Here is a 19,285-nt window from a genome sequence, read left to right as displayed (position 1 = left end):
ACCATAGGCGACCCGCCGGTGGTGCCCGCGCCCGATACCGCCCTGCCCGCCGCCCGGATGTCCGCAGACCCCAGGAGACCGCCATGCACGCCGCCGTCGTCCACTCCTTCGACGCCCCGCCCCGCTACGGGACGATCGACACGCCGCAGCCCCGCGGCCCGCACGAGGTCCTGGTGGACATCGTCGCCGCGGGCCTGCACCCCCGGGTGCGCTCGGCCGCGGACGGCACCCACTACACCTGCGACGGCACCCTCCCGATGGTCCCCGGCATCGACGGGGTGGGCCGCACCCCCGAGGGCGAGCTGCTCTACTTCGTCGCGCCCGACGGCGTGCCGGGCACGATGGCCGAGTACGCCGTCGTCGACCGCCGCCGCGCCGTCCCGCTCCCCGCGGACAGCGACCCCTACGCGGTGGCCGCCGCGATGAACCCGGGCATGTCCTCCTGGGTCGCGCTGCGCCGCCGCGTCCCGCTCCCGCCCGGCGCCTCGGTGCTGGTCCTGGGCGCCACCGGCAACGCGGGCCGGCTCGCCGTGCGCATAGCCAAGCACCTGGGGGCCGCCCACGTGGTGGCCGCCGGGCGCGACCCCGAACGCCTGGCCGTGCTCGGCGACACCGGCGGCGCCGACGTGACCGTCCGGCTGACCGGGGGAGAGGACGACGACGCCGGTCTCGCCGACGCGGCCGCGGACGTCGACGTGGTCGTGGACTACCTGTGGGGGCGGCCCACCGAGCAGGCGCTGCGCGCAGTGCTCACCGCCCGCGCCGACCGGGCCCGGCCGCTCGCCTGGATCCAGATCGGGTCCGTCGCCGGCCCCGACATCACCCTGCCCTCCGCCTACCTGCGGGCGGCGAACGTGCAGCTGGTGGGCAGCGGGCAGGGCTCGGTGGGCGTCAGCGACATCCTCGCCGAACTGCCGGAGCTGGCCGAGCAGTTCACCGCCGGCACGCTGAGCGCCGACCCGTTGCAGGTGCCGCTCGCCGAGGTGGAGAAGGCGTGGACCGCACCCGTGCCGCCCGAGCAGCGGATCGTGCTGACCCCGGGCGGGTGACGGACGGCCGCCGCCCGACCCCCCGCTGGACGCCGGCCCGGCACGTCACTCGGCCGGCGACTCCTGCGGTTCCGCGGCCCGGGACAGCATGCGGTCCGGCCGGTGGGCGTGCGCCGGGAGGTGGTCGCCCGTGCGGCGCCGCACCGTGGCCGCGCTGAGCGCGGCGAGCGCGCACAGGGCGAGCATCAGCCAGGTGGTGCGCAGCGGCGGGGTGACGGAGGCGAGCACGGTGGGGGTGAGGAACCCGGCGTAGGCCAGCGCGTAGAACACGCCGGTCAGCCCGGCCAGGTCGCGCGGGCCCGCGATCCGCTGCACCTCCATCAGCCCGCTCACCAGGCCGACGCCGATGCCGCAGCCCAGGACGGCGGCGGTCGCCACGCCGAGCAGCGGCGAGCGCTGCCACTGGGCGAGCGTGAACAGGCCGAGCCCGGCCGCGGTGAGCACCAGCGAGACCACCAGGCCGTGCGCGCTGTCCGGGCTGTCGAGCCGCTTGGCCCACGGCTGTACGAGAGCCGCGACACCGAGGGTGACACCGGTCAGCGCGGTGGCGTACGCCAGGCCCCAGTGCCCCGTCGCGCCCCGCAGCAGGACCGGCAGGTAGCCGTAGGCGAGGGCGGCCGAGGCGAACAGCCAGGGCGCGGCGACCGCCACGACGCGGACGAACCGCCGGTGCCCCGCCGCGGGAACACGCAACTGCGCCCGCAGCGGCCCCGGCAGGCCGCCCCGGCCGGTCTCCGGGACCCGGGCGACGAGCAGCGTGAACGGAGCGGCGACAGCGATCTGCACCAGGAAGGGCAGCACCTCGGGCCACGGTCCCCACTGGGCGAGCGCCCCCGCGACCAGGGCGCCGCAGCCCGAGCCGAGGGTGAAGGCCAGGGAGGCGCGGCGGGCACCGGTCCCGGCGTCGGCCGCCGGGTCGTGGGGCGGCTGGGACAGCTCCTTGAGCCAGCTGTTGCCCACCGCCATCGACACCCCCACCGTCACCCCGGACAGCAGCCGCCCGGCGAAGACCGGGGCCGGGCCGAGCGGCCCGAAGGCGAGCGCGCCGCCGGCCGCCAGCGAGGCCACGATGCCGGCGCACATCAGCGGGCGCCGTCCGTAGCGGTCGGACAGGGCGCCGGCGAGCAGCAGTGTGGGCGCCAGGCCCAGGACGTACACGCCGAGGAACATGTTCACCAGCGCCGTCGAGTAGTGCTGGTGCTGCTCGTACATCAGCAGCAGCGGGCTGAACTGGTTGCCGCACCAGGTGCTCGCGAAGATCGCGCCGAACACCGCCCGCCAGGCGCCGGGGGCGGCGGCCGCACCCGGCAGGGCGGGGCTGCGGGTGCGGCCCGCCGTCCCGTTCGCGGTCACAGCGCACCCCGGTGGCGGGCCACGTGCGCGGCCAGTTCGGTGCGGTAGCCGTCCGCGTCGCCGGCCGCGAGGCGGGCGAGGAGGCGGTGGTGGTCGGCGAGGACCACACCCAGCTCGCCCGGGCGCAGGCCCAGGAGCTGGTGGCGCAGCCGCTGCTGCCGGTCGCGCAGCAGGGCGAAGAAGTGCACGGCGGTGGCGTTGCCCGAACCGGTCACCACGGCCGCGTGGAAGTCCTCGTCGCAGCCGATGAAGCCGTCGGTGTCGGCCGCGTCGGCGAAGTCCCGCTGCCGGTCGAGGTTGGCCCGCAGCCGCTCCAGCAGCGGCGCGGGCGCGGGCCCGTCCGCGACGAGCCGAGCCGCCGCCGCGCCCTCGACCGCCTCGCGCATCTCCAGCACGTTGCGCGCCTCCTGCGGCTCCATCGGCACCACGACGGCCCCGCGCCGGGGCGCCAGCGCCAGCAGGCGCTCGGCGTCCAGCCGCAGGAACGCCTCGTGCACGGGGGTCCGGCTGATCCCCAGGGCGTCGCAGATCTGCCCCTCGCTGACGACCTGGCCGCCCACCAGGTCGCCGCGCAGGATTGCCCGCTTGGTGTGCAGGTACGCGCGGTCGGCCGCCGGGAGCGGCGCCACCGCGGACCCTTCATAGGTCTCGGTCACCCGACGACCGTACCGCATGCATGCATTCTTGCATGCAACGCCCTCTAGAATGCCACGGGCCGCTCCTGGCCGCCATGGGGGAGTGGCGAGCGCAGGCGCTAAGTGGTCGGCTCCGGAAGTCCTTCGGGGGTTGACGTAGCGGCAGGGCCTGTGTGAGATGCCGGTTGTCCGCTCGGCGCGTGGCATGCCCAGCCGGTGCGTCCTGTGGGGGCCGAGGGCCGTATGTTGATCTTCCGTAGCCGCACGGGAGTGCCCAGGCCTGCCGTCGGCGGCGCGGAGAAAAAGTCGAAGAAGTTTGTCGCCGGATGTCGAGGACCTGCTTCCTGCTCCGACTGAGGGGTGACAGCGCGCCAACGGGGCACGCAGAACCGGGGGAACGCCCGAGATGAAGTACGTCGCGATGATCTATGGCAATCAGGCCAAGTGGGACTCGTTTCCGGCCGAAGCATGGCCGGAGGCGATCGCCAGGCAGGACGCGTTCAACAAGAAGTACCAGGGGACCGGGGAGCTCATCGGTGCCTACGGTCTGGCGGACGCGGCCCTCGCCCAGCTCGTGCGCCGCAAGGACGGGGCCGCGATGGTGACCGACGGCCCCTATCTGGAGACCAAGGAGTACCTCGCGAGCTTCTACTTGCTCGACTGCGAGAGCCTGGAGCGGGCACAGCAGATCGCGGCGGACATGCCCTTCGCCGACGTGGAACCGGTCGAGCTGTGGCCCGTCCTGCACGAGGCCGCGGCGGACGTGTGAGCGTGGATCACCGCGCGGAGGACCTGCTGCGCGAGTTGGCGCCGCAGGTCCTCGGCGCGCTGGTGCACCGGTACGGCGTCTTCGACGCGTGTGAGGACGCGGTGCAGGAGGCGCTGCTCGCCGCCGCCCTCCGATGGCCGGTCGAGGGCCTGCCCGACAACCCGCGGGGCTGGCTGGTCACCGTCGCCTCCCGCAGGTTGGTCGACCAGGTGCGAAGCGAGCGTGCCCGGCGGCGTCGCGAGGACCGGATTGCCCTGGCCACCCCTCAGGCGGAGCTGCTCAGCCATGCCGCGGATGCCGCATCGGGCACGGATCGGGACGACTCCCTCGCGCTGCTGTTCCTCTGCTGCCACCCGGCGCTGTCCGAGCCCAGCCGGATCGCGCTGACGCTGCGCGTGGTCGGCGGGCTGACGACCGCCCAGATCGCGAGGGCCTTCCTGGTTCCCGAGGCGACGATGGCCCAGCGCATCAGCCGGGCCAAGCAGACCATCAAGGCCTCCGGTATGCAGCTCCGCATGCCGGAGCCGGCCGACCACGCCGAACGCCTTGGGGCGGTGATGCACGTGCTGTACTTGATCTTCAACGAGGGGTACACGACTACGGACGGCGCCGACCTCACCGCGCCGGCCCTGTCGGCCGAGGCGCTCCGGCTCACCCGGCTGCTGCACCGCCTGCTGCCCGACGACGGCGAAGCGGCCGGTCTGCTGGCGCTGATGCTGCTCACCGAAGCGCGCCGCCCCGCCCGCACCGGGGCCGGCGGCGACCTGGTGCCGCTGACCGAACAGGACCGCGGCCAGTGGGATCGTCGGCTCATCGCCGAGGGAGTCGACCTGATCAGCCGGACCCTGCCCCGGGGTGGGGTCGGCCCGTATCAATTGCAGGCCGCGATTGCCGCCGTCCATGACGAGGCCGAGCATGTCGACTCCACGGACTGGCCGCAGATCCTCGCACTGTACGGACTTTTGGAGCAGGTCACGCCGAACCCGATGGTCACCCTCAACCGCGCGGTCGCCGTCGCCATGGTGCACGGCCCCGCCGCCGGGTTGGAGTTGCTCGCCGCCCTGGAGTCCGACCGGCGGATGGCGCGCCATCACCGGCTCCTCGCCACCCGCGCCCACTTCCTCGAGCTGCTGGGCGAGCACCAGGCTGCGGCGGACGCCTACTTCGACGCCGCCCGACGCACTACCAGCGCGCCGGAACGACGTCATCTCACCGCCCGTGCCATGCGCCTCACCTCCGCACAGAGCTGATCGCGCCCGTGGATCGACCTCTTCCCGTGCCAGTCACCCGCGCCGTGCCCGTGGTACTGACCGCCTCGGAGCGCCGCCGGCTCAAGACCTCCATCCAGGTCCGCTGCCGTTGCCACCCCACGCTCGCGCCCGGGCAGGCCCGGGCGATGCGCGTGAACCACACCTACGGCCGAGGCGGCGCCCTGGCCTACTTGGCCGCCTACGACAGGACTTCCGGAACCAACCGCTAAGTTGTGCGCATGACGAACAGCCCCGTGCCGCGCGGCCGGATCGGTGTGGTCTTCGACAGGAGCCGTCCGCCCGAGGAGCTGACCGGCTTCGCCCGGGACGTCGAGGCCGACGGCGCCGACGACCTGTGGGTCGTGGAGGACCTCGGCTGGGCCGGCTCGATCTCCTCCGCGGCGCTCGCCCTGTCCGCCACCGGCGGCCTGCGGGTCGGCATCGGCATCGCGCCCGCGCCGCTGCGCAACCCCGCACTGCTCGCCATGGAACTCGGCACGCTCGCCCGGCTCTTCCCCGGCCGCCTGGTGGCCGGCATCGGGCACGGCGTCCCCGAGTGGATGGAGCGGGTGGGCGCCACCCACCCCGACAAGCTCGCCCTGCTGGAGGAGACCGTCGTCGCGGTGCGGACCCTGCTCCGCGGCGAGCGGGCCGACCTGCGCGGCAAGGCGGTCCGGATCGAGGACACCGCCCTGGTCCACCCGCCGGCCGAGGTGCCCCCGCTCGTGGCCGGCGTGGTGCGGCCGCGCTCCCTGGAACTGTCCGGACGGGTGGCCGACGGCACCGTCATGGCGGAGGGCCAGGGCCCCGAGCGGGTCGCGGCCGCGCTCGCCCGCATCGCCTCGGGGCGCGCCGCGGCCGGCGCCACCGGGCCGCACGAGCTGATCGTCTTCAGCCACCTGGCCGTCTCCGACGACCCCGCGCGGGTGGAAGCCGCCCTCGCCCCGATCCGGGCGGAGTACGCCGCCTGGCTCGGCATCCCAGCCCCCGACGTGCACTTCACCGCGGGCACCCCGGCCGAGGCCGCCGCCCGCGTGCGGGCCCTGTGGGCGGCCGGCGCCGACACCGTCGTCCTGCGCCCGGTCGGTGCGGACCCGCGCGGCCAGCTCGGGGCGGTGCTGGCCGCGCTGGAGGCCTGATCCGGGGCCCGCGCGGGGCGGAAAAGCCGCCGGCCGCGCCCGCCGCCCGCAGGAGGCGGCAGAGGCGCGTGCGATCGGCGGGAACGGTGGGGGCAGCCCTGCTGGGTATGGTGACGGTATGACGAGTAAAGCCTCCGGGCAGGTCCCGGAGGACATATCGGGACTGCTGCACGCCTTGGGCGCCGGTGCCTACACCACCGACGAACAGGGCGTGGTCACCGCGCTGAACAACCGGGCGGAAAAGCTGCTCGGCCGCGCCGCCGCCGCGGTCGTCGGCCAGGACGCGCACGACCTGCTCCACCGCAGCGGCCGCGGCGAACGGGTGCCCAGGACCCGGTGCGCGCTGCGGCAGTCCGCCCGCGCCCGCACCACCGCGCAGGGCGAGGACGAGTGGCTGGAGCGCGGTGACGGCTCGCTGCTGCGGATCTTCTGGCTCGTCACCCCCTGGGAGGGCGGCCGTGGGGCGAGCGCGCTCACGGTCTTCCACCCCGTCGACCCGGCCCCGCTACGGCAGGGGGTTACGGCCCCGCTCTCGCAACTGGAGCGACTGGCCCTGCTCGCCGAGACCACTCAGCAGCTGACCTCCACCCTGGACGTCGACGAGACGCTGAGCCGCCTGGTCCACCTGGTCCTGCCCCGCCTGGCCGACTGGGCCGTGGTCGACCTGATCACCGAGCACGACGAGGTCAGGCGCGCGGTCGTCGCCCATGTCGAGGACGGCGCCGTGCAGGTGCGCGAGGAGCTGCAGGGCCCCATGCCGCCGGTGCCCGCGGAATCGCCGATGCCGCTGTCGCGGGCGCTGCGCGGGGTCGCCTCCTCCCTCACCGGACCGCAGGCCTACCAGGGCCCGCCGGACTCCGACGTGGCGGTCGAGCAGCGGCGGTTGTTCGACGCCAGCGGCATGCACTCGGCCGTCATCGTCCCCATCCACCGGCTGCGCGAGGCCATGGGCGCCCTCACCCTGGGCCGCTCCGAGCGGCCCGACCCGTTCACCGAGGACGACCTCGCGCTGCTGGAGGACATCGCCCGCCGTACCGGCCTGGCCCTGGACAACGCCCGCCTCTACCAGCGGCAGCGCAAGGTCGCCGAGACCATGCAGCGCCACCTGCTGCCGCAGATGCCGCGCATCCCGGGCCTGCGGATGACCGCCCGCTACCTGCCGGCGCCCGACGCCTCGCAGGTCGGCGGCGACTGGTACGACGCCTTCATCCTCTCCGAGGACGCGACCGCCGTCGCCGTCGGCGACGTCGTCGGGCACGACCTGGAGGCGGCGGCCGGGATGGCGCAGATGCGCAACATGCTGCGCGCCTTCGCCTGGGTCCACCCCGAGCTGCCCAGCCGGGCGGTCGAATGGCTGGACCACGCCTGCCGGCACATCGTCGAGGTCACCATGGCCACTTTGGTGCTCGCGCATGTCAGGCCCGCCGCCGACGGCAGCTGCGAGGTCTGCTGGACGAACGCCGGCCACCCGCCGCCGCTGCTGGTGGCCGCCGACGGGCCCGCCCGCTATCTCACCGACGCCCACGACCTCCTGCTGGGCGTGGACGACCGGCGCCGGCGTACCGACGCCGCCGTGGTCCTGCCACCCGGCTCCACCCTCGTGCTCTACACCGACGGGCTGATCGAGTCCCGCGGGCAGACCCTGGACGACGGGATGGAGACCCTGCGCCGGCACGCCACCGAACTGGCCCGCCGCCCGCTGGACATGTTCACCGACCAGCTGCTCGCCCGCTCCCGCCCGCCCCACAACGAGGACGACGTCGCCGTCCTCGCCGTGCGGGTGGCCGCATCCAAGAACTGAGCAAGCACTGAGCAAGGACCCGGCACGGACCGGGCAGGGAGACCGGGCGAGAACCGGTCCCGGCCCCGGGAGGTTCAGTACCGGGCGCCCACCACCTGCCCGGCCAGCCCGTCCAGCACCGCCAGGTCCTCATCGGTCAGCCGCACCCCCAGGGCGGCGGCGTTCTCCTCCACCCAGCGCAGCCGCTTGGTGCCCGGGATCGGCACGACCGGCACGCCGAGCCGCGGCGCCTGCGCGGCGACCCAGGCCAGGGCGACCTGGCCCGCGGTGGCACCCCTGGCCTCGGCGATCCGGGCGGCCGCCTGGGCGATCGAGCGGTTCGCCGCTGCCGCGTCCTCGGCGAACCGGGCCAGCCGGCGCCGCGCGTCGCCGGCCGCGAGGGCGCCCGCCTCCACCGTGCCGGTGAGGAAGCCGCGCCCCAGCGGGGAGTACGCCACCAGGCCGACACCCAGCTCCCGGGCGGCGTCGGCCACCGTGGTCTCCGGGTCGCGGGTCCACAGCGAGTACTCGCTCTGCACCGCCGCGATCGGGTGGACGGCGTACGCGGCCCGCAACTGCTCTCCGGTGACCTCCGACAGGCCGATGGCGCGCACCTTGCCCTCGGCGACCAGCTCGGCGAGCGCGCCCACCGACTCCTCCAGCGGCACCTCGGGGTCCACCCGGTGCAGGTAGTACAGGTCGATCCGGTCCGTGCCCAGCCGCAGCAGGGAGGCGTCGGCGGCGGCCTTGATGCGCTCCGGGTCGTTCCTGACCACGAGCCGGCCGCGGCCGGTGGTGAAGTCCATGCCGGTCTTGGTGGCGATCTGCGCCTCGTCGCGCCGGCCGGCCAGCGCCCGGCCGACCAGCACCTCGTTGTGGCCGAGCCCGTAGGCGTCGGCCGTGTCGATCAGGGTGACGCCGAGGTCCAGGGCGCGCCGGACCACCGCGACCGACTCGTCCCAGTCCGCCGCCCCGTACACCGAGCTCATGCCCATGCAGCCCAGGCCCTCCGCGGACACGGCCAGGCCGCCCAGTTCCACCTGCTCCATCGTTGCGCTCCTCCATCGGGTGACTGCGGGACCCTCCCGCCCCTCCACCCTCGCCCGCGCGGCCGCGCCCCGGCAGTGCCGGAAACTTCCTGGGAGAAGCAGGACCAGGCTGGTGCCCGGCCGGCCGCCTACCGTGGAAGACATGCAGACGCCCAACACGCTGGGGGAGTTCCTGCGGGCGCGCCGCGAGCAGGTGCACCCGCAGGACGTGGGGCTGCGCGCCATCGGGCAGCGGCGCACCCCGGGGCTGCGCCGCGAGGAGGTCGCCCTGCTCGCCGGCATCAGCACCGACTACTACCTGCGCCTGGAGCAGGGCCGCGACCGCACCCCCTCCGCGCAGGTCACCGCCGCCCTCGCCCGCGCCCTGCGGCTGGACCCCGACCAGACCGCCTACCTGCACGGCCTGGTCCGCCCCCGGCCCCGCCCCGGCCGATCCCGCCCGCAGCAGGTCCCCGCCGGCACCCGGCTGCTGGTGGACTCCCTGCCGATGCCCGCCTTCGTCGAGGACCGCTACCTGGACGTGCTCGCCGCCAACCCCGTCGCCAGAGCCCTCTCGCCCAACCTGCGCCCCGGCACCAACCGGCTGCTCGCGGCCTTCCTCGACCCGGGCGAGCGGGAGCTGTTCGAGGACTGGGAGCAGGCCACCGCCGCCGCGGTCGGCCAGCTGCGCGCCGTGACGGGCGCGCACGCCGACGACCCGCGGATGGCCGCGCTGGTCGGCGAACTCGCCCTGAAGAGCGAGCGGTTCAGGAAGCTGTGGGCGCGGCACGACGTCGTCCGCCGGGCCGGCGGCCCGGCCCGGCTGCACCACCTCGAGGTCGGCGCGCTGGAGCTGCACCGCGAGAAGCTGGTGGTCGCCGGCACCGACGACCAGGTGCTCGTCGTCTACCACGCGGAGCCCGGCACACCCTCCGCCCGTGCGCTCGCCCGGCTCGCCACGATCGCCGCGGGCAGCGCCGACGAGTCGGAGGAGTCGCGCGAGCCCGTACGCGACCCGCGGTGGCACCTGCCGCCCGCCTGAGCACAGCGGCCGCCGCCCTTCGGAGCGCCGCGCCGGACGCCCGTCCCCGGCTGAGCTCCCGCCTCCGGCAGGGGGCCCGCTCCCGCGGATCAGCCCGCCGGCTCCAGCGGCTGCTCGGTCCAGATCGTCTTGCCCTGGCGGCCGTAGCGGCAGCCCCAGCGGGTCGTGCACTGGGCCACGATGAACAGGCCGCGCCCGCCCTCGTCGGTGTCGGCCGCCCGCAGCAGCCGCGGCTGGGTGTTGCTGGCGTCGGCGACCTCGCAGATCAGTGTGCGGTCCAGGATCAGTCGCAAGGTGACCGGGCCGCTGCCGTGCCGGATCGCGTTGGTGACCAGCTCGCTGACGACCAGCTCCGCGCTGAAGGCCGGCCCGTCCTGCCCCCACTCCTGCAGCTGCCGCACGGCCGCCGCCCTCGCCTCGGCGACCGACTCGCCCCGGGCCGGGAACCGCCAGGCCCGTACGTTGCGCGGATCGACCGCACGGGTCCGGGCCAGCAGCAGCGCGATGTCGTCGCGCGGCGGGCGCGCGTGCGGGCGCTCCACGATCGTCCGCCCGATCTGCTCCAGCGGGGTCCCCGCCGAGCAGGCGGCGGCCAGGTCGTCCCGCAGCCGCCCGATGCCGTCGGGACCGTCGTAGCCCCGCAGCTCGAACAGCCCGTCGGTGTAGAGCGCGAGCACGCTGCCGGGCGCCACGGGGAAGGTCACCGACTGGAAGGGCGCGCCCCCGACGCCGAGCGGCGGGCCGGGGACCACGTCGACCACCCGCGCGCCGCCGGGCTCCACCAGCACTGGCGGCGGATGCCCCGCGCTGGCCAGCGTGCACTCGTGCGTCGTCGGGTCGTAGACCGCGTACAGGCAGGTGGCGCCGATGGTGTCCTGCTGGTCCTGCGGCGCCTCGGCGGCCAGGCGCTGCACCAGGTCCTCCACCCGGGCCAGCACCTCGGAGGGCTCCATCTCCAGGTCCGCGTACGTCTGGATCGCCGTGCGCAGCCGTCCCATGGCGGCGGCGGCGGGCAGCCCATGCCCGATGACGTCGCCGACGACGAAGGCGGCCCGCAGCGAGGGCAGGCTGATCGCGTCGAACCAGTCGCCGCTGATCCCCGCGGTCCCGCCCGCCGCCTGGTAGACACCCGCGGTCCGCGCGGCCGGGGTGTCGGTGCCGGCCCGCGGCAGCAGCCGCTGCTGCAGGGCGGCCGCGGCGCGGTGCTCGCGCGCGTAGCGGCGAGCGTTGTCGATGCCGAGCGCCGCCCGGGAGCCGATCTCGGTGAGCAGCTCCACCTCGCTGTCGTCGTAGGGCTCCGGCTGCCGGGTCCGCCAGCCCGTCACCGAGCCCAGCAGCCGGCCCCGCGCGAACAGCGGGACGACGACGAGCGAGTGGGCGCCCGGCGGCACCAGCAATCGCACCAGTTCCTCGCTGCCCAGGGCGTCCACCGTGTCCTGGCGCCTGAGCGCGAAGGCATGCCCCTGCTGGATGCGCAGCACCTCGGCGCTCTCGGGCAGGTCCTTGTACGACCCGCCGGGGCCGAGCACGTCCTGCGGCCAGGTGCCGTCCGCCGAGGCGACGGCGAGCCGGATCAGCGGCACATTGCCCAGCGGGGCCGTGGCGGGCTCGTCACCCGCCAGCACCGGCTGCGCGATGTCCACTGTGGCCAGGTCCGCCAGGCCCTCCACGGTCACGTCGGCCAGGTGCTGCGCGGTACGGCGCATGTCCAGGGAGAAGCCGATCGCGGTCGCCGCGCGGTGCAGCAGGTCGCGGTGGCGCCGTACCCGCTCCTGGTCCGACACGTCGTTGACGACCGCCGCCACGCCGGTGGGCCGCCCCTCGGCGTCCTCCAGCCGCAGCGCCGACCAGGAGAGCAGCCACTGCTTGCCGGGGCGCTGCGCCGAGCTCAGTCGCTCCTCGCGCGAGATCTCCGGCTCCCCCGACAGCAGCACCTGGCCGAGCACCTTCTCGACGTCGTGCGCCTCGTCGGCGACCGCGACGTCCGACAGGCGGTCGCCGGGGCCGAAGCCGGGGCCGCCGAACATTCCGGGGGTGAAGTTCGTCAGCGCCACGTCCAGGTTGCCGCCGTGCAGCACCAAACCCATCCGGTGCTGCCGCAGGAACGCCTCCAGCAGGGACACCCCGTAGCCCCACGTCCGCGCCTGCCGCTCGTCCGCGAACAGCACGACGCTGTGGCCGCCGGCCCCGGTCAGGGGCAGGGCGTGCACATCCAGCGTCCGGCCCCCCGCGGGAACCGTCCGGCCCGACGGCGCCGGACCGCCGCCCGTTCCCGGGAAAAGCTCGGCGAACGGTCGCCCGCACGCGGCATCCCCCGCCACCCCCGTCAGCCGCTCGGCGGCCGGGGACCACGCGGTGACCGTGCCGCGGCCGTCCACCACGGCAGCACCCAGGGCGGGAAAGACGAAGCCCTGGTCGCCCGGCCCCTCACATCCAGTGCTCACGAGAACGGGCTCCTGACTGGCGGCAATCCATTCCCCCACATAAGCCTAGTACCCGGGGTGGGCCGCGAAGAATCGGAGCGGATTTCCTCCGCGAGCAGGCAGGATGCGTCCGGGGGGAAATATTGAGCGTTTATGCGTCGCCTGACTTTGCGGCCCTCCCCGGTAATTCCCGGGGCGCAATTACCGGGAGCCGAGCGCATTCACCGCGACGGCCGCTTTCCGGTGGCGGGCCCGGCGGCGGGTGTGCGGCGGCCGGACGGGCGGTGCCCGGGGAGCGCGAGGCTCCCCGGGCACCGGGACGTACGAGGGACGGGGGGAGCCTCAGCCGGCCGGTGGCCGGTCGTAGCCGACCACGCCGTGCACCAGTTGGGTGAACTCCTTGCCGCTCGTCGTCAGGTTGAGCTCCACGTCGATCTCCCAGCGGCCCGCGGCCGGGCTCGGCGCGACGAGGTGCGCCGCGGCGATCGTGGCGCCCGAGGCGTCGGTGGCCGGGGTCGCCGCCACCTGCTGCACGACGGTGCCGCTCGGGTCGAGCAGCCAGAACGTCATCGGGTTGTCGGGGCTGGCGTCCGGCGTCGTGAAGTCGACGTCCAGGTCCTGCTTGCCGGCCGGCACGTCCAGGTCGTACGTGCTGATCTGGCCGACCTGCCGGCCGACGCTGCTGGTGATCGTGGTGTCGAACGGGCCGCCCTGGGAGGGGATCAGGGTCCGGCGGGCCACCGGCAGCGAGGTGCTCGCCCCGTTCGCCGCGGTGAACTGCACGGACTCCGGGTGGTCGCCCGGGGCCGCCGGCATGGCGACCTTCAGCGGGACCACGGCGCTGGAGTGCGCCTTGATCCGCACCGGGTGCGCGGCCGGCGAGGTGACGTAGTGCTGGCCGGTGGTGCGGAAGGAGATGTCACCGGTGAAGGTGCCCGGCACGTTCGGCGGCTCCTGCAGGTGGGCGCGGCCGTTGGCCCACAGCACCAGCGCCTTCCAGCGGCCCGGCACCGGGGCGGTGACCTCGACGTGCTGGATGTTCGACACGGTGCCGGTGCGGCCGGCCCGGGTCGGCGGGGTGCCGTAGTCGTAGGAGATCTGCGTCAGAGCGCCCTTGGGGTCGACCAGGGTGAACGACAGGATCGTGGAGTTCGCCGGGTCCGGGATGAGCATGTCGGCGTCGAGCCGGTCCAGCCCCTTGGGCACGGTGAAGCTGATCGGGGCCGCCGCCTGGGCGCCCTGTGCCGGGACCGGCAGGCTCGGGTCGGGGGCGCTCACCGGCTCGGTGACGGTCCGGCCGAACTGCGCCGGCGTGCTCAGCGACCGGTAGGCGGCGCTGACCTCGGTGTCCTTGGCGCTGGTGTTGAACAGCGTCACCGACTGCGCGCTGGTGCCCGCCGGAGCGGTCACGTCCAACTGGGTCGGGGAGTGGACGACCAGGCTGCGGGCGTCGGCCGGCTTGCCCTTGCCGTGCTGGACGGCCGTGGTGCCGGGCTCCTGCTGCGCGGCCCGCACGGCCGCGGCGACGTTCAGCAGCCCCGCGCCCTGCTCGTCGGCAGGGGCGCCGATGTCGGTGGCGGTGCTGGTGAGGATCTGCTTGACCAGCGCCGGCGTCGGCTTGGTGCCGTGGTGGCTGTCGGCGTAGGCCTGGATCACGTCGGCCGCGGCGCCCGCCACGATCGGGCAGGACTCGCTGGTGCCGCCGAACGCCTCGGTCTGGGTGTTCGCCGGGCAGTCGCTGCCGTTGGGGTTGCACGCGGCCTCGCCGCCGTAGCCCGGGGCGACCAGGTCGACCACCCGGTTGTTCGGCGCGGTGCCGCCCGAGGACAGCGGGGTGATGTTGTTGTTGGTCCACTTCGTGTAGCCGGTGGCCTGGGCGTTCAGCCGCAGCGTGTTGGTGGCGCCCACCGCGATGGCCAGCGGGTCGGTGGCCGGTGAGGAGACCGTACCGGACACGCCGCTGTCGCCGGAGGAGACCACGACGGTCACGCCCGCGGCGATCGCCGCGTCGTTGGCGGCGTAGAAGACCGCGTAGCGGCCCGGCCGCGGGGTGTAGCCGTAGGACTCGGAAATGATGTCGGCGTGCTCGTTCACGACAGCGTTGTCGATCCCCGCGACGACCTCGGACTCCGACTGCTGCACGGCGCCGGCCGAGCCGCTCGGCGGGGTGTCGATCACCGAGCTGTCCACCAGCGAGGCGTCCGGAGCCACGCCCTTGATGGTGAAGGTGCAGCCCGACGGCAGCCCGGAGTACGGGAGTTCCTTGGAGTAGTCGTAGACGACCGTGCCCTGCCCGGCGATCGAGGAGGCGTCGCCGTAGTACTCGCCGTCGCTGTCGTCCGCGGTCGGGTCGGGGGCGTCCAGGACGACGGGCGTGCCGTCCTTGCGGATGAAGTTCGGGTTGCCCGCCAGTTCGTTGATGCCGTCGTTGGCGACGATGACGCCCTTGCCGGTGGCGATGTCGTTGCCCTCCGGGCCCGCCTTCGGGTCGTCGGAGGAGGCGCGCACGACCGACAGCGCCTCCGGCTCGGTGAACGGCTTGGCCGGATCGGCCGGGCACAGCGCCGGGTCGAGCTTGGCCGGCTTCGCCTTGGGGGTGGTGGAGCCGGGCTGCACCGTGATCGTCGCGTCGGGCAGGATCTCCGACACGGCGGGGTCGGCCCGCAGTTGCTTCACCGCGGCGGCCGACAGGTGGGCGGCCACCGCGTTGACGCTCACCAACTGCCGGATGTCGGAGCCGCCTTGGGCCTTGATGTCGGCGACGATCGAGCGCTGGTCGGCCCGGGTGGCCGAGGTACGGGCGGCTCCCTGGGCCTTGAGCTTCAGGTCGCTGTGCTGGTCGGCCAGGACCACGATGACGGCGCCGCCCGCGTCGGCGCCGTACTCCGCCGGGGCCAGGGAGGCCGCGGGCGCCGGGGCGGCGTAGGCGCCCGCACCGCCGGCGACGGTGAGCGAGAGGCCGGCGGCGAACGCTGTCGCGGCGAGGGCGAGCCGGGTGCGTCTCATCGGCCCCCGCCCGTCTGCGCGCCGCTCTCCGGGCTCTTCACGGGGCTGTGGGCGAGGGGATTTCGGGCGATTGCCGCGCAGGCGGGGGAACGGAGTATCTCGGAGATGACGACTCCCATGTGCGTGCGTACGGAAGGGACGAACCGTGCGACGGGCGGTGGGGGCACCCTGCTGCAGTGTGCACGCCAAGTGATCGAAAAGGGAACGGATGCAGCGTTCCTTAAACGGACCTTTAAGAGCGGGCGCGGATTTCGGGGATCTTGTGCCGTTTCGGACAACGATGTTGCATGCAATCAGCGTGCGCAGCGCCGGAGTTCCGTTCTCCCAGCCGGAGAGCCGGCCGTCGGCGGTCCCGCCTTCCGGTTCCGCTCACGGGTCCCGGCCGCCGGTGCTGCTCACGGACTCTGGCCGCCAGTGCGGCTCACGGCCGCGGCTCACGCTTCGGCTCACGGCTCGGCTCACCGCTCCGGCCCGGCGATCCGGTAGCCGACCGTCGGCACGGTGGTGATGACCGGCGGGGCGCCCAGCTTGCGGCGCAGCCGGCCGACGGTGACCGCGACGGTGTTGGTGAACGGGTCCGTGTGCTCGCGGTCGCCCGGGAACCGGGTCGGCCACGGCCGAAATCCGGTGGTGTCCGCGGCGCCCGCCCGGCAGGCTCGGCGGATGGCGTATCTCGGGTTGGCGACCGTGGTCGTGCGGGACTACGACGAGGCGATCGCGTACTACACGGGTGCGCTCGGGTTCGAGCTGCGGGAGGACACCCCCGTGGGCGGCGGGAAGCGGTGGGTGGTGGTCGCGCCGCCCGGCGCGGCGGAGAGCGGGCTGCTGCTCGCGCGGGCCGCGACCGGGCGGCAGCAGGCGCGCGTCGGGGACCAGACCGGCGGGCGGGTCGGATGGTTCCTGGTCACCGAGGACTTCGCCCGGGACCTCGCGCGGATGCGGGCAGCAGGCGTCGCGTTCGAGGAGCAGCCCCGGGAGGAGCCGTACGGCACCGTCGCCGTCTTCCACGACCTGTACGGCAACCGCTGGGACCTGATCCAGCACCGCCGTTGAACCGGCGCGGCCGCCCACCGCTCAGGGCAGCAATTCCCTTACGAGGGCGGCCACCTGGTCCGTCTCGATCAGGAAACCGTCGTGGCCGTGACGCGATTCGACCACGCGCACGCGGTCCGCGTGCGGGATCAGCGCCGCCAACTCGGCCTGCTGGGCGAGCGGGTAGAGACGGTCGGAGTCCACACCCGCGACCAGCGCGGGAGCCGTCACCCGGGCGAGGGCGGCCCGGGTGCCGCCGCGGCCGCGGCCCACCTCGTGCGCGTTCATCGCCTGTGTCAGCGTGACGTAGCTGCCCGCGTCGAACCGGCCGGCCAGCTTGCCGGCGTGGTGGTCGAGATAGGACTCCACCTGGTAGCGGCCGCCGTGCCACGGGTCCTCCGCCCCTTGTGCGAGCCGGCCGAAGCGGGCGTCCAGCTCCGGCTCGCTGCGGTAGGTGATGTGGGCCAGCCGCCGGGCCAGGCCCAGCCCGGCCGAGGGGACCCGCCCGGTGCCGTGGTAGTCGCCGCCCTGCCAGTGCGGGTCCGCCCGGATCGCCCCCACCTGCACCGCCGCCCACGCGATCTGCTCGGCGCTCGCGGCCGCGGTGGTGGCGAGCAGCAGCAGCGCGCCGATGCGCGCCGGGTGCGTCACCGCCCACTCCAGCGCCCGCATCCCGCCCATCGACCCGCCGACGACCAGCGCCCACCGCCCGATGCCGAGGGCGTCGGCGAGCCCGGCCTCGGCCGCCACCTGGTCGCGCTGGGTCAGGAACGGGAAAGCGCCGCCCCAGGCCCGGCGGCCGCCGGGGCGCGGGGAGGACGGTCCCGTGCTGCCCTGGCAGCCGCCGAGGACATTGGGCGCCACGACGAACCACCGGTCGGTGTCCAGCGCCCGGCCCGGCCCCACCAGCGCGTCCCACCAGCCCGGCGTCGGGTGCCCGGGCCCTGCCGGGCCGCTGAGGTGGCTGTCACCGGTGAGCGCGTGCAGCACCAGCACCGCGTTGGACGCGTCGGGCGCGAGCCGCCCCCAGGTCTCGAAGGCCAGCCGCACCCCCGGCAGGTGCCCCCCGCCCTCCAGCGCCAGCGGCTCCGGCGCGGCATACCAGCGGCGCCGCCCGGGCGGGTCCCCCTCCCGCCAGGCCCCGCCGGCCCGGGGGAGGGGGACCTCTGCGGCGGCGGCCGCGCTCACCTACGCGCCCTTCGCCGCGCGGAAGCCGGCCTCCAGGTCCGCCTTGAGGTCGGCCAGGTTCTCGATGCCCACGGACAGCCGCACCAGACCGGGCGCGGTGCCAGTGGCGGCAAGCTGCGCCTCGTCCAGCTGGCTGTGCGTGGTGGACGCCGGGTGGATGATCAGGCTGCGCACGTCGCCGATGTTGGCCAGGTGGCTGAACAGCTCCACGGCGTCCACGAACCGCTTGCCCGCCTCGACACCTCCGCGCAGCTCGAAGGAGACGATCGCGCCTGCGCCGCGCGGCAGGTACCGCTGCCCTGCCGCGTACCAGCGGCTGGACTCCAGCCCCGGGTAGTGCACGGCCGCAACCTCGTCGCGCTGCTCCAGCCACTCGGCCAGGGCCTGCGCGTTGGCCGTGTGCCGCTCGATCCGCAGGCTCAGGGTCTCCACGCCCTGCAGCAGCAGGAAGGCCGAGTGCGGCGAGAGCGCGGGCCCGAGGTCGCGCAGCAGCTGCACCCGCAGCTTCACCGCGAAGGCGCCCGGGCCGAGCGCGGGCCAGTACTGCAGCCCGTGGTAGCTCGGGTCGGGCGCGGTGAAGTCCGGGAACCGCTCGGCGTGCGCCCCGAAGTCGAAGGTGCCGCCGTCCACGACCACGCCCGCGATCGCGGTGCCGTGCCCGCCGAGGAACTTCGTCGCCGAGTGCACCACGATGTCCGCGCCGTGCTCCAGCGGTCGCAGCAGGTACGGGGTCGGCACCGTGTTGTCCACGATCAGCGGCACGCCCGCCGCGTGGGCCACGTCGGCCACGGCCCGCACGTCGAGCACGTTGCCCCGCGGGTTGCCCAGCGTCTCGGCGAACAGCGCCTTGGTCGTCGGCCGGATCGCCACCCGCCATGCCTCGGCGTCGTCGGGGTCGTCGACGAAGGACACCTCGATGCCCAGGCGCGGCAGCGTGTGCCGGAACAGGTTGTACGTGCCGCCGTACAGCGAGGTGCTGGAGACGATGTGGTCGCCGGCGCCCGCCAGGGTCAGGATCGCCAGCGTCTCGGCTGCCTGCCCCGAGGAGAGCGCCACCGCCGCGACCCCGCCCTCCAGCGCGGCGATCCGCTGCTCGAAGACGTCCTGGGTCGGGTTGTGGATGCGGGTGTAAATGTTGCCCGGCTCGGCCAGCGAGAACAGGTCGGCCGCGTGCTGGGTGTCGCGGAAGACGAAGGAGGTGGTCTGGTAGATCGGTGTGGCCCGGGCCCCGGTCACGGGGTCCGGTGCGGCCCCGGCGTGGATCTGCTTGGTCTCGAACGACCACGCCGAGGTGTCCGGCCCCGCGGCCGGCTCCTCTGGGGTGTGACCGGCGGTGACGGAGTCGACGGGCTGGCTGCTCATGGTGCTCCTCGTGCGGGAGGGCGGCGCGCTGACGTGCGACGAGGTAAGCACAGCCGGACAGGGCGCGAACAGCCCGATACGCAACGTGACATGAGGCCGTCACAAACGACACACGCCCGCAATCCTGCCGAAGGAACCGGGCCCGTCGGCGGGCACCGCGGCCTCCCGTCCGGGCCCGACCCGGGCCCGCGCGCGGCCCGTTCGGCCCCGGCCCGTCACCCCGCGGCCT

General features: G+C 74.7%; 15 protein-coding genes and 1 pseudogene. 8 read left to right on the top strand and 8 right to left on the bottom strand.

Going from position 1 to position 19,285, the window contains the following annotated elements; all coding sequences use genetic code 11:
• The first annotated feature begins 83 nt into the window (after positions 1–83).
• Positions 84–1,049 carry a quinone oxidoreductase family protein gene (locus BLR33_RS00635; protein WP_093782230.1) on the top strand — a complete coding sequence of 322 codons (966 nt, stop codon included), beginning with the start codon at positions 84–86 and terminating at the stop codon, positions 1,047–1,049.
• Positions 1,050–1,094: 45 nt separating this feature from the next.
• Here BLR33_RS00635 and BLR33_RS00630 read toward each other — a convergent pair whose 3' ends face one another.
• On the bottom strand, positions 1,095–2,402 hold the full coding sequence (locus BLR33_RS00630) for an MFS transporter (RefSeq protein ID WP_218136582.1): 1,308 nt from the start codon (positions 2,400–2,402) through the stop codon (positions 1,095–1,097).
• Complete coding sequence (locus BLR33_RS00625) at positions 2,399–3,058, bottom strand: GntR family transcriptional regulator (protein WP_176930057.1); 660 nt, start codon at positions 3,056–3,058, stop codon at positions 2,399–2,401. The genes BLR33_RS00630 and BLR33_RS00625 overlap by 4 nt, the downstream gene beginning before the upstream one ends.
• 385 nt (positions 3,059–3,443) lie before the next feature.
• Between BLR33_RS00625 and BLR33_RS00620 the strand changes: the two genes are divergently transcribed.
• The 5 genes from BLR33_RS00620 (at position 3,444) to BLR33_RS00600 (ending at position 7,996) form a co-directional block, all read left to right on the top strand.
• Positions 3,444–3,806 carry a YciI family protein gene (locus BLR33_RS00620; RefSeq protein WP_093782228.1) on the top strand — a complete coding sequence of 121 codons (363 nt, stop codon included), beginning with the start codon at positions 3,444–3,446 and terminating at the stop codon, positions 3,804–3,806.
• Positions 3,803–5,056, top strand: a complete 1,254-nt coding sequence (locus tag BLR33_RS00615) for an RNA polymerase sigma factor (protein WP_093782227.1) — start codon at positions 3,803–3,805, stop codon at positions 5,054–5,056. Before BLR33_RS00620 ends, BLR33_RS00615 begins: the two co-directional genes overlap by 4 nt.
• 26 nt (positions 5,057–5,082) lie before the next feature.
• Positions 5,083–5,286 carry a hypothetical protein gene (locus tag BLR33_RS00610; protein WP_245771053.1) on the top strand — a complete coding sequence of 68 codons (204 nt, stop codon included), beginning with the start codon at positions 5,083–5,085 and terminating at the stop codon, positions 5,284–5,286.
• A 9-nt stretch (positions 5,287–5,295) separates the two neighbouring features.
• Positions 5,296–6,195: an LLM class flavin-dependent oxidoreductase gene (locus BLR33_RS00605; protein ID WP_093782226.1), complete on the top strand. Its 900-nt coding sequence runs from the start codon at positions 5,296–5,298 to the stop codon at positions 6,193–6,195.
• 118 nt (positions 6,196–6,313) lie between these two features.
• Entirely contained in the window at positions 6,314–7,996 is a 1,683-nt protein-coding gene (locus BLR33_RS00600) for a SpoIIE family protein phosphatase (protein WP_093782225.1), read from the top strand.
• Between the two features lie 74 nt (positions 7,997–8,070).
• Here the strand turns inward: BLR33_RS00600 and BLR33_RS00595 are convergent, their stop codons facing one another.
• Positions 8,071–9,024 (bottom strand): aldo/keto reductase, encoded by a 954-nt coding sequence (locus BLR33_RS00595; RefSeq protein WP_093782224.1) that lies wholly within the window; start codon positions 9,022–9,024, stop codon positions 8,071–8,073.
• Positions 9,025–9,166: 142 nt separating this feature from the next.
• Here BLR33_RS00595 and BLR33_RS00590 point away from each other — a divergent pair, with 142 nt between their 5' ends.
• Positions 9,167–10,045 carry a helix-turn-helix domain-containing protein gene (locus tag BLR33_RS00590; protein ID WP_093782223.1) on the top strand — a complete coding sequence of 293 codons (879 nt, stop codon included), beginning with the start codon at positions 9,167–9,169 and terminating at the stop codon, positions 10,043–10,045.
• Positions 10,046–10,134: 89 nt separating this feature from the next.
• Here the strand turns inward: BLR33_RS00590 and BLR33_RS00585 are convergent, their stop codons facing one another.
• The 3 genes and pseudogenes from BLR33_RS00585 to BLR33_RS00575 all read right to left on the bottom strand — a co-directional run.
• A complete protein-coding gene (locus BLR33_RS00585; RefSeq protein WP_093782222.1) occupies positions 10,135–12,489 on the bottom strand; it encodes a SpoIIE family protein phosphatase in 2,355 nt (784 codons plus the stop codon).
• Between the two features lie 321 nt (positions 12,490–12,810).
• Complete coding sequence (locus tag BLR33_RS00580; protein WP_093782221.1) at positions 12,811–15,474, bottom strand: S8 family peptidase; 2,664 nt, start codon at positions 15,472–15,474, stop codon at positions 12,811–12,813.
• 458 nt (positions 15,475–15,932) lie between these two features.
• Positions 15,933–16,061, bottom strand: a pseudogene (locus BLR33_RS00575) (helix-turn-helix domain-containing protein); the annotation flags it as partial.
• A gap of 76 nt (positions 16,062–16,137) precedes the next feature.
• Here BLR33_RS00575 and BLR33_RS00570 point away from each other — a divergent pair.
• The gene (locus BLR33_RS00570; RefSeq protein WP_093782686.1) at positions 16,138–16,527 is read left to right on the top strand and encodes a VOC family protein; all 390 of its coding nucleotides are present in this window, start codon (positions 16,138–16,140) and stop codon (positions 16,525–16,527) included.
• 21 nt (positions 16,528–16,548) lie between these two features.
• Here BLR33_RS00570 and metX read toward each other — a convergent pair whose 3' ends face one another.
• Positions 16,549–17,694 (bottom strand): homoserine O-acetyltransferase MetX, encoded by a 1,146-nt coding sequence (gene metX / locus BLR33_RS00565; protein WP_093782220.1) that lies wholly within the window; start codon positions 17,692–17,694, stop codon positions 16,549–16,551.
• Positions 17,695–19,056 (bottom strand): bifunctional o-acetylhomoserine/o-acetylserine sulfhydrylase, encoded by a 1,362-nt coding sequence (locus tag BLR33_RS00560; RefSeq protein ID WP_093782219.1) that lies wholly within the window; start codon positions 19,054–19,056, stop codon positions 17,695–17,697.
• Positions 19,057–19,285 lie beyond the last annotated feature (229 nt).

Origin of the sequence: Actinacidiphila guanduensis (assembly GCF_900103985.1) — a bacterium.
Lineage (GTDB): Bacteria > Actinomycetota > Actinomycetes > Streptomycetales > Streptomycetaceae > Actinacidiphila > Actinacidiphila guanduensis.
The sequence above is the reverse complement of the archived record's forward strand: the minus strand, read 5'-3'. Positions and strand labels throughout refer to the sequence as shown.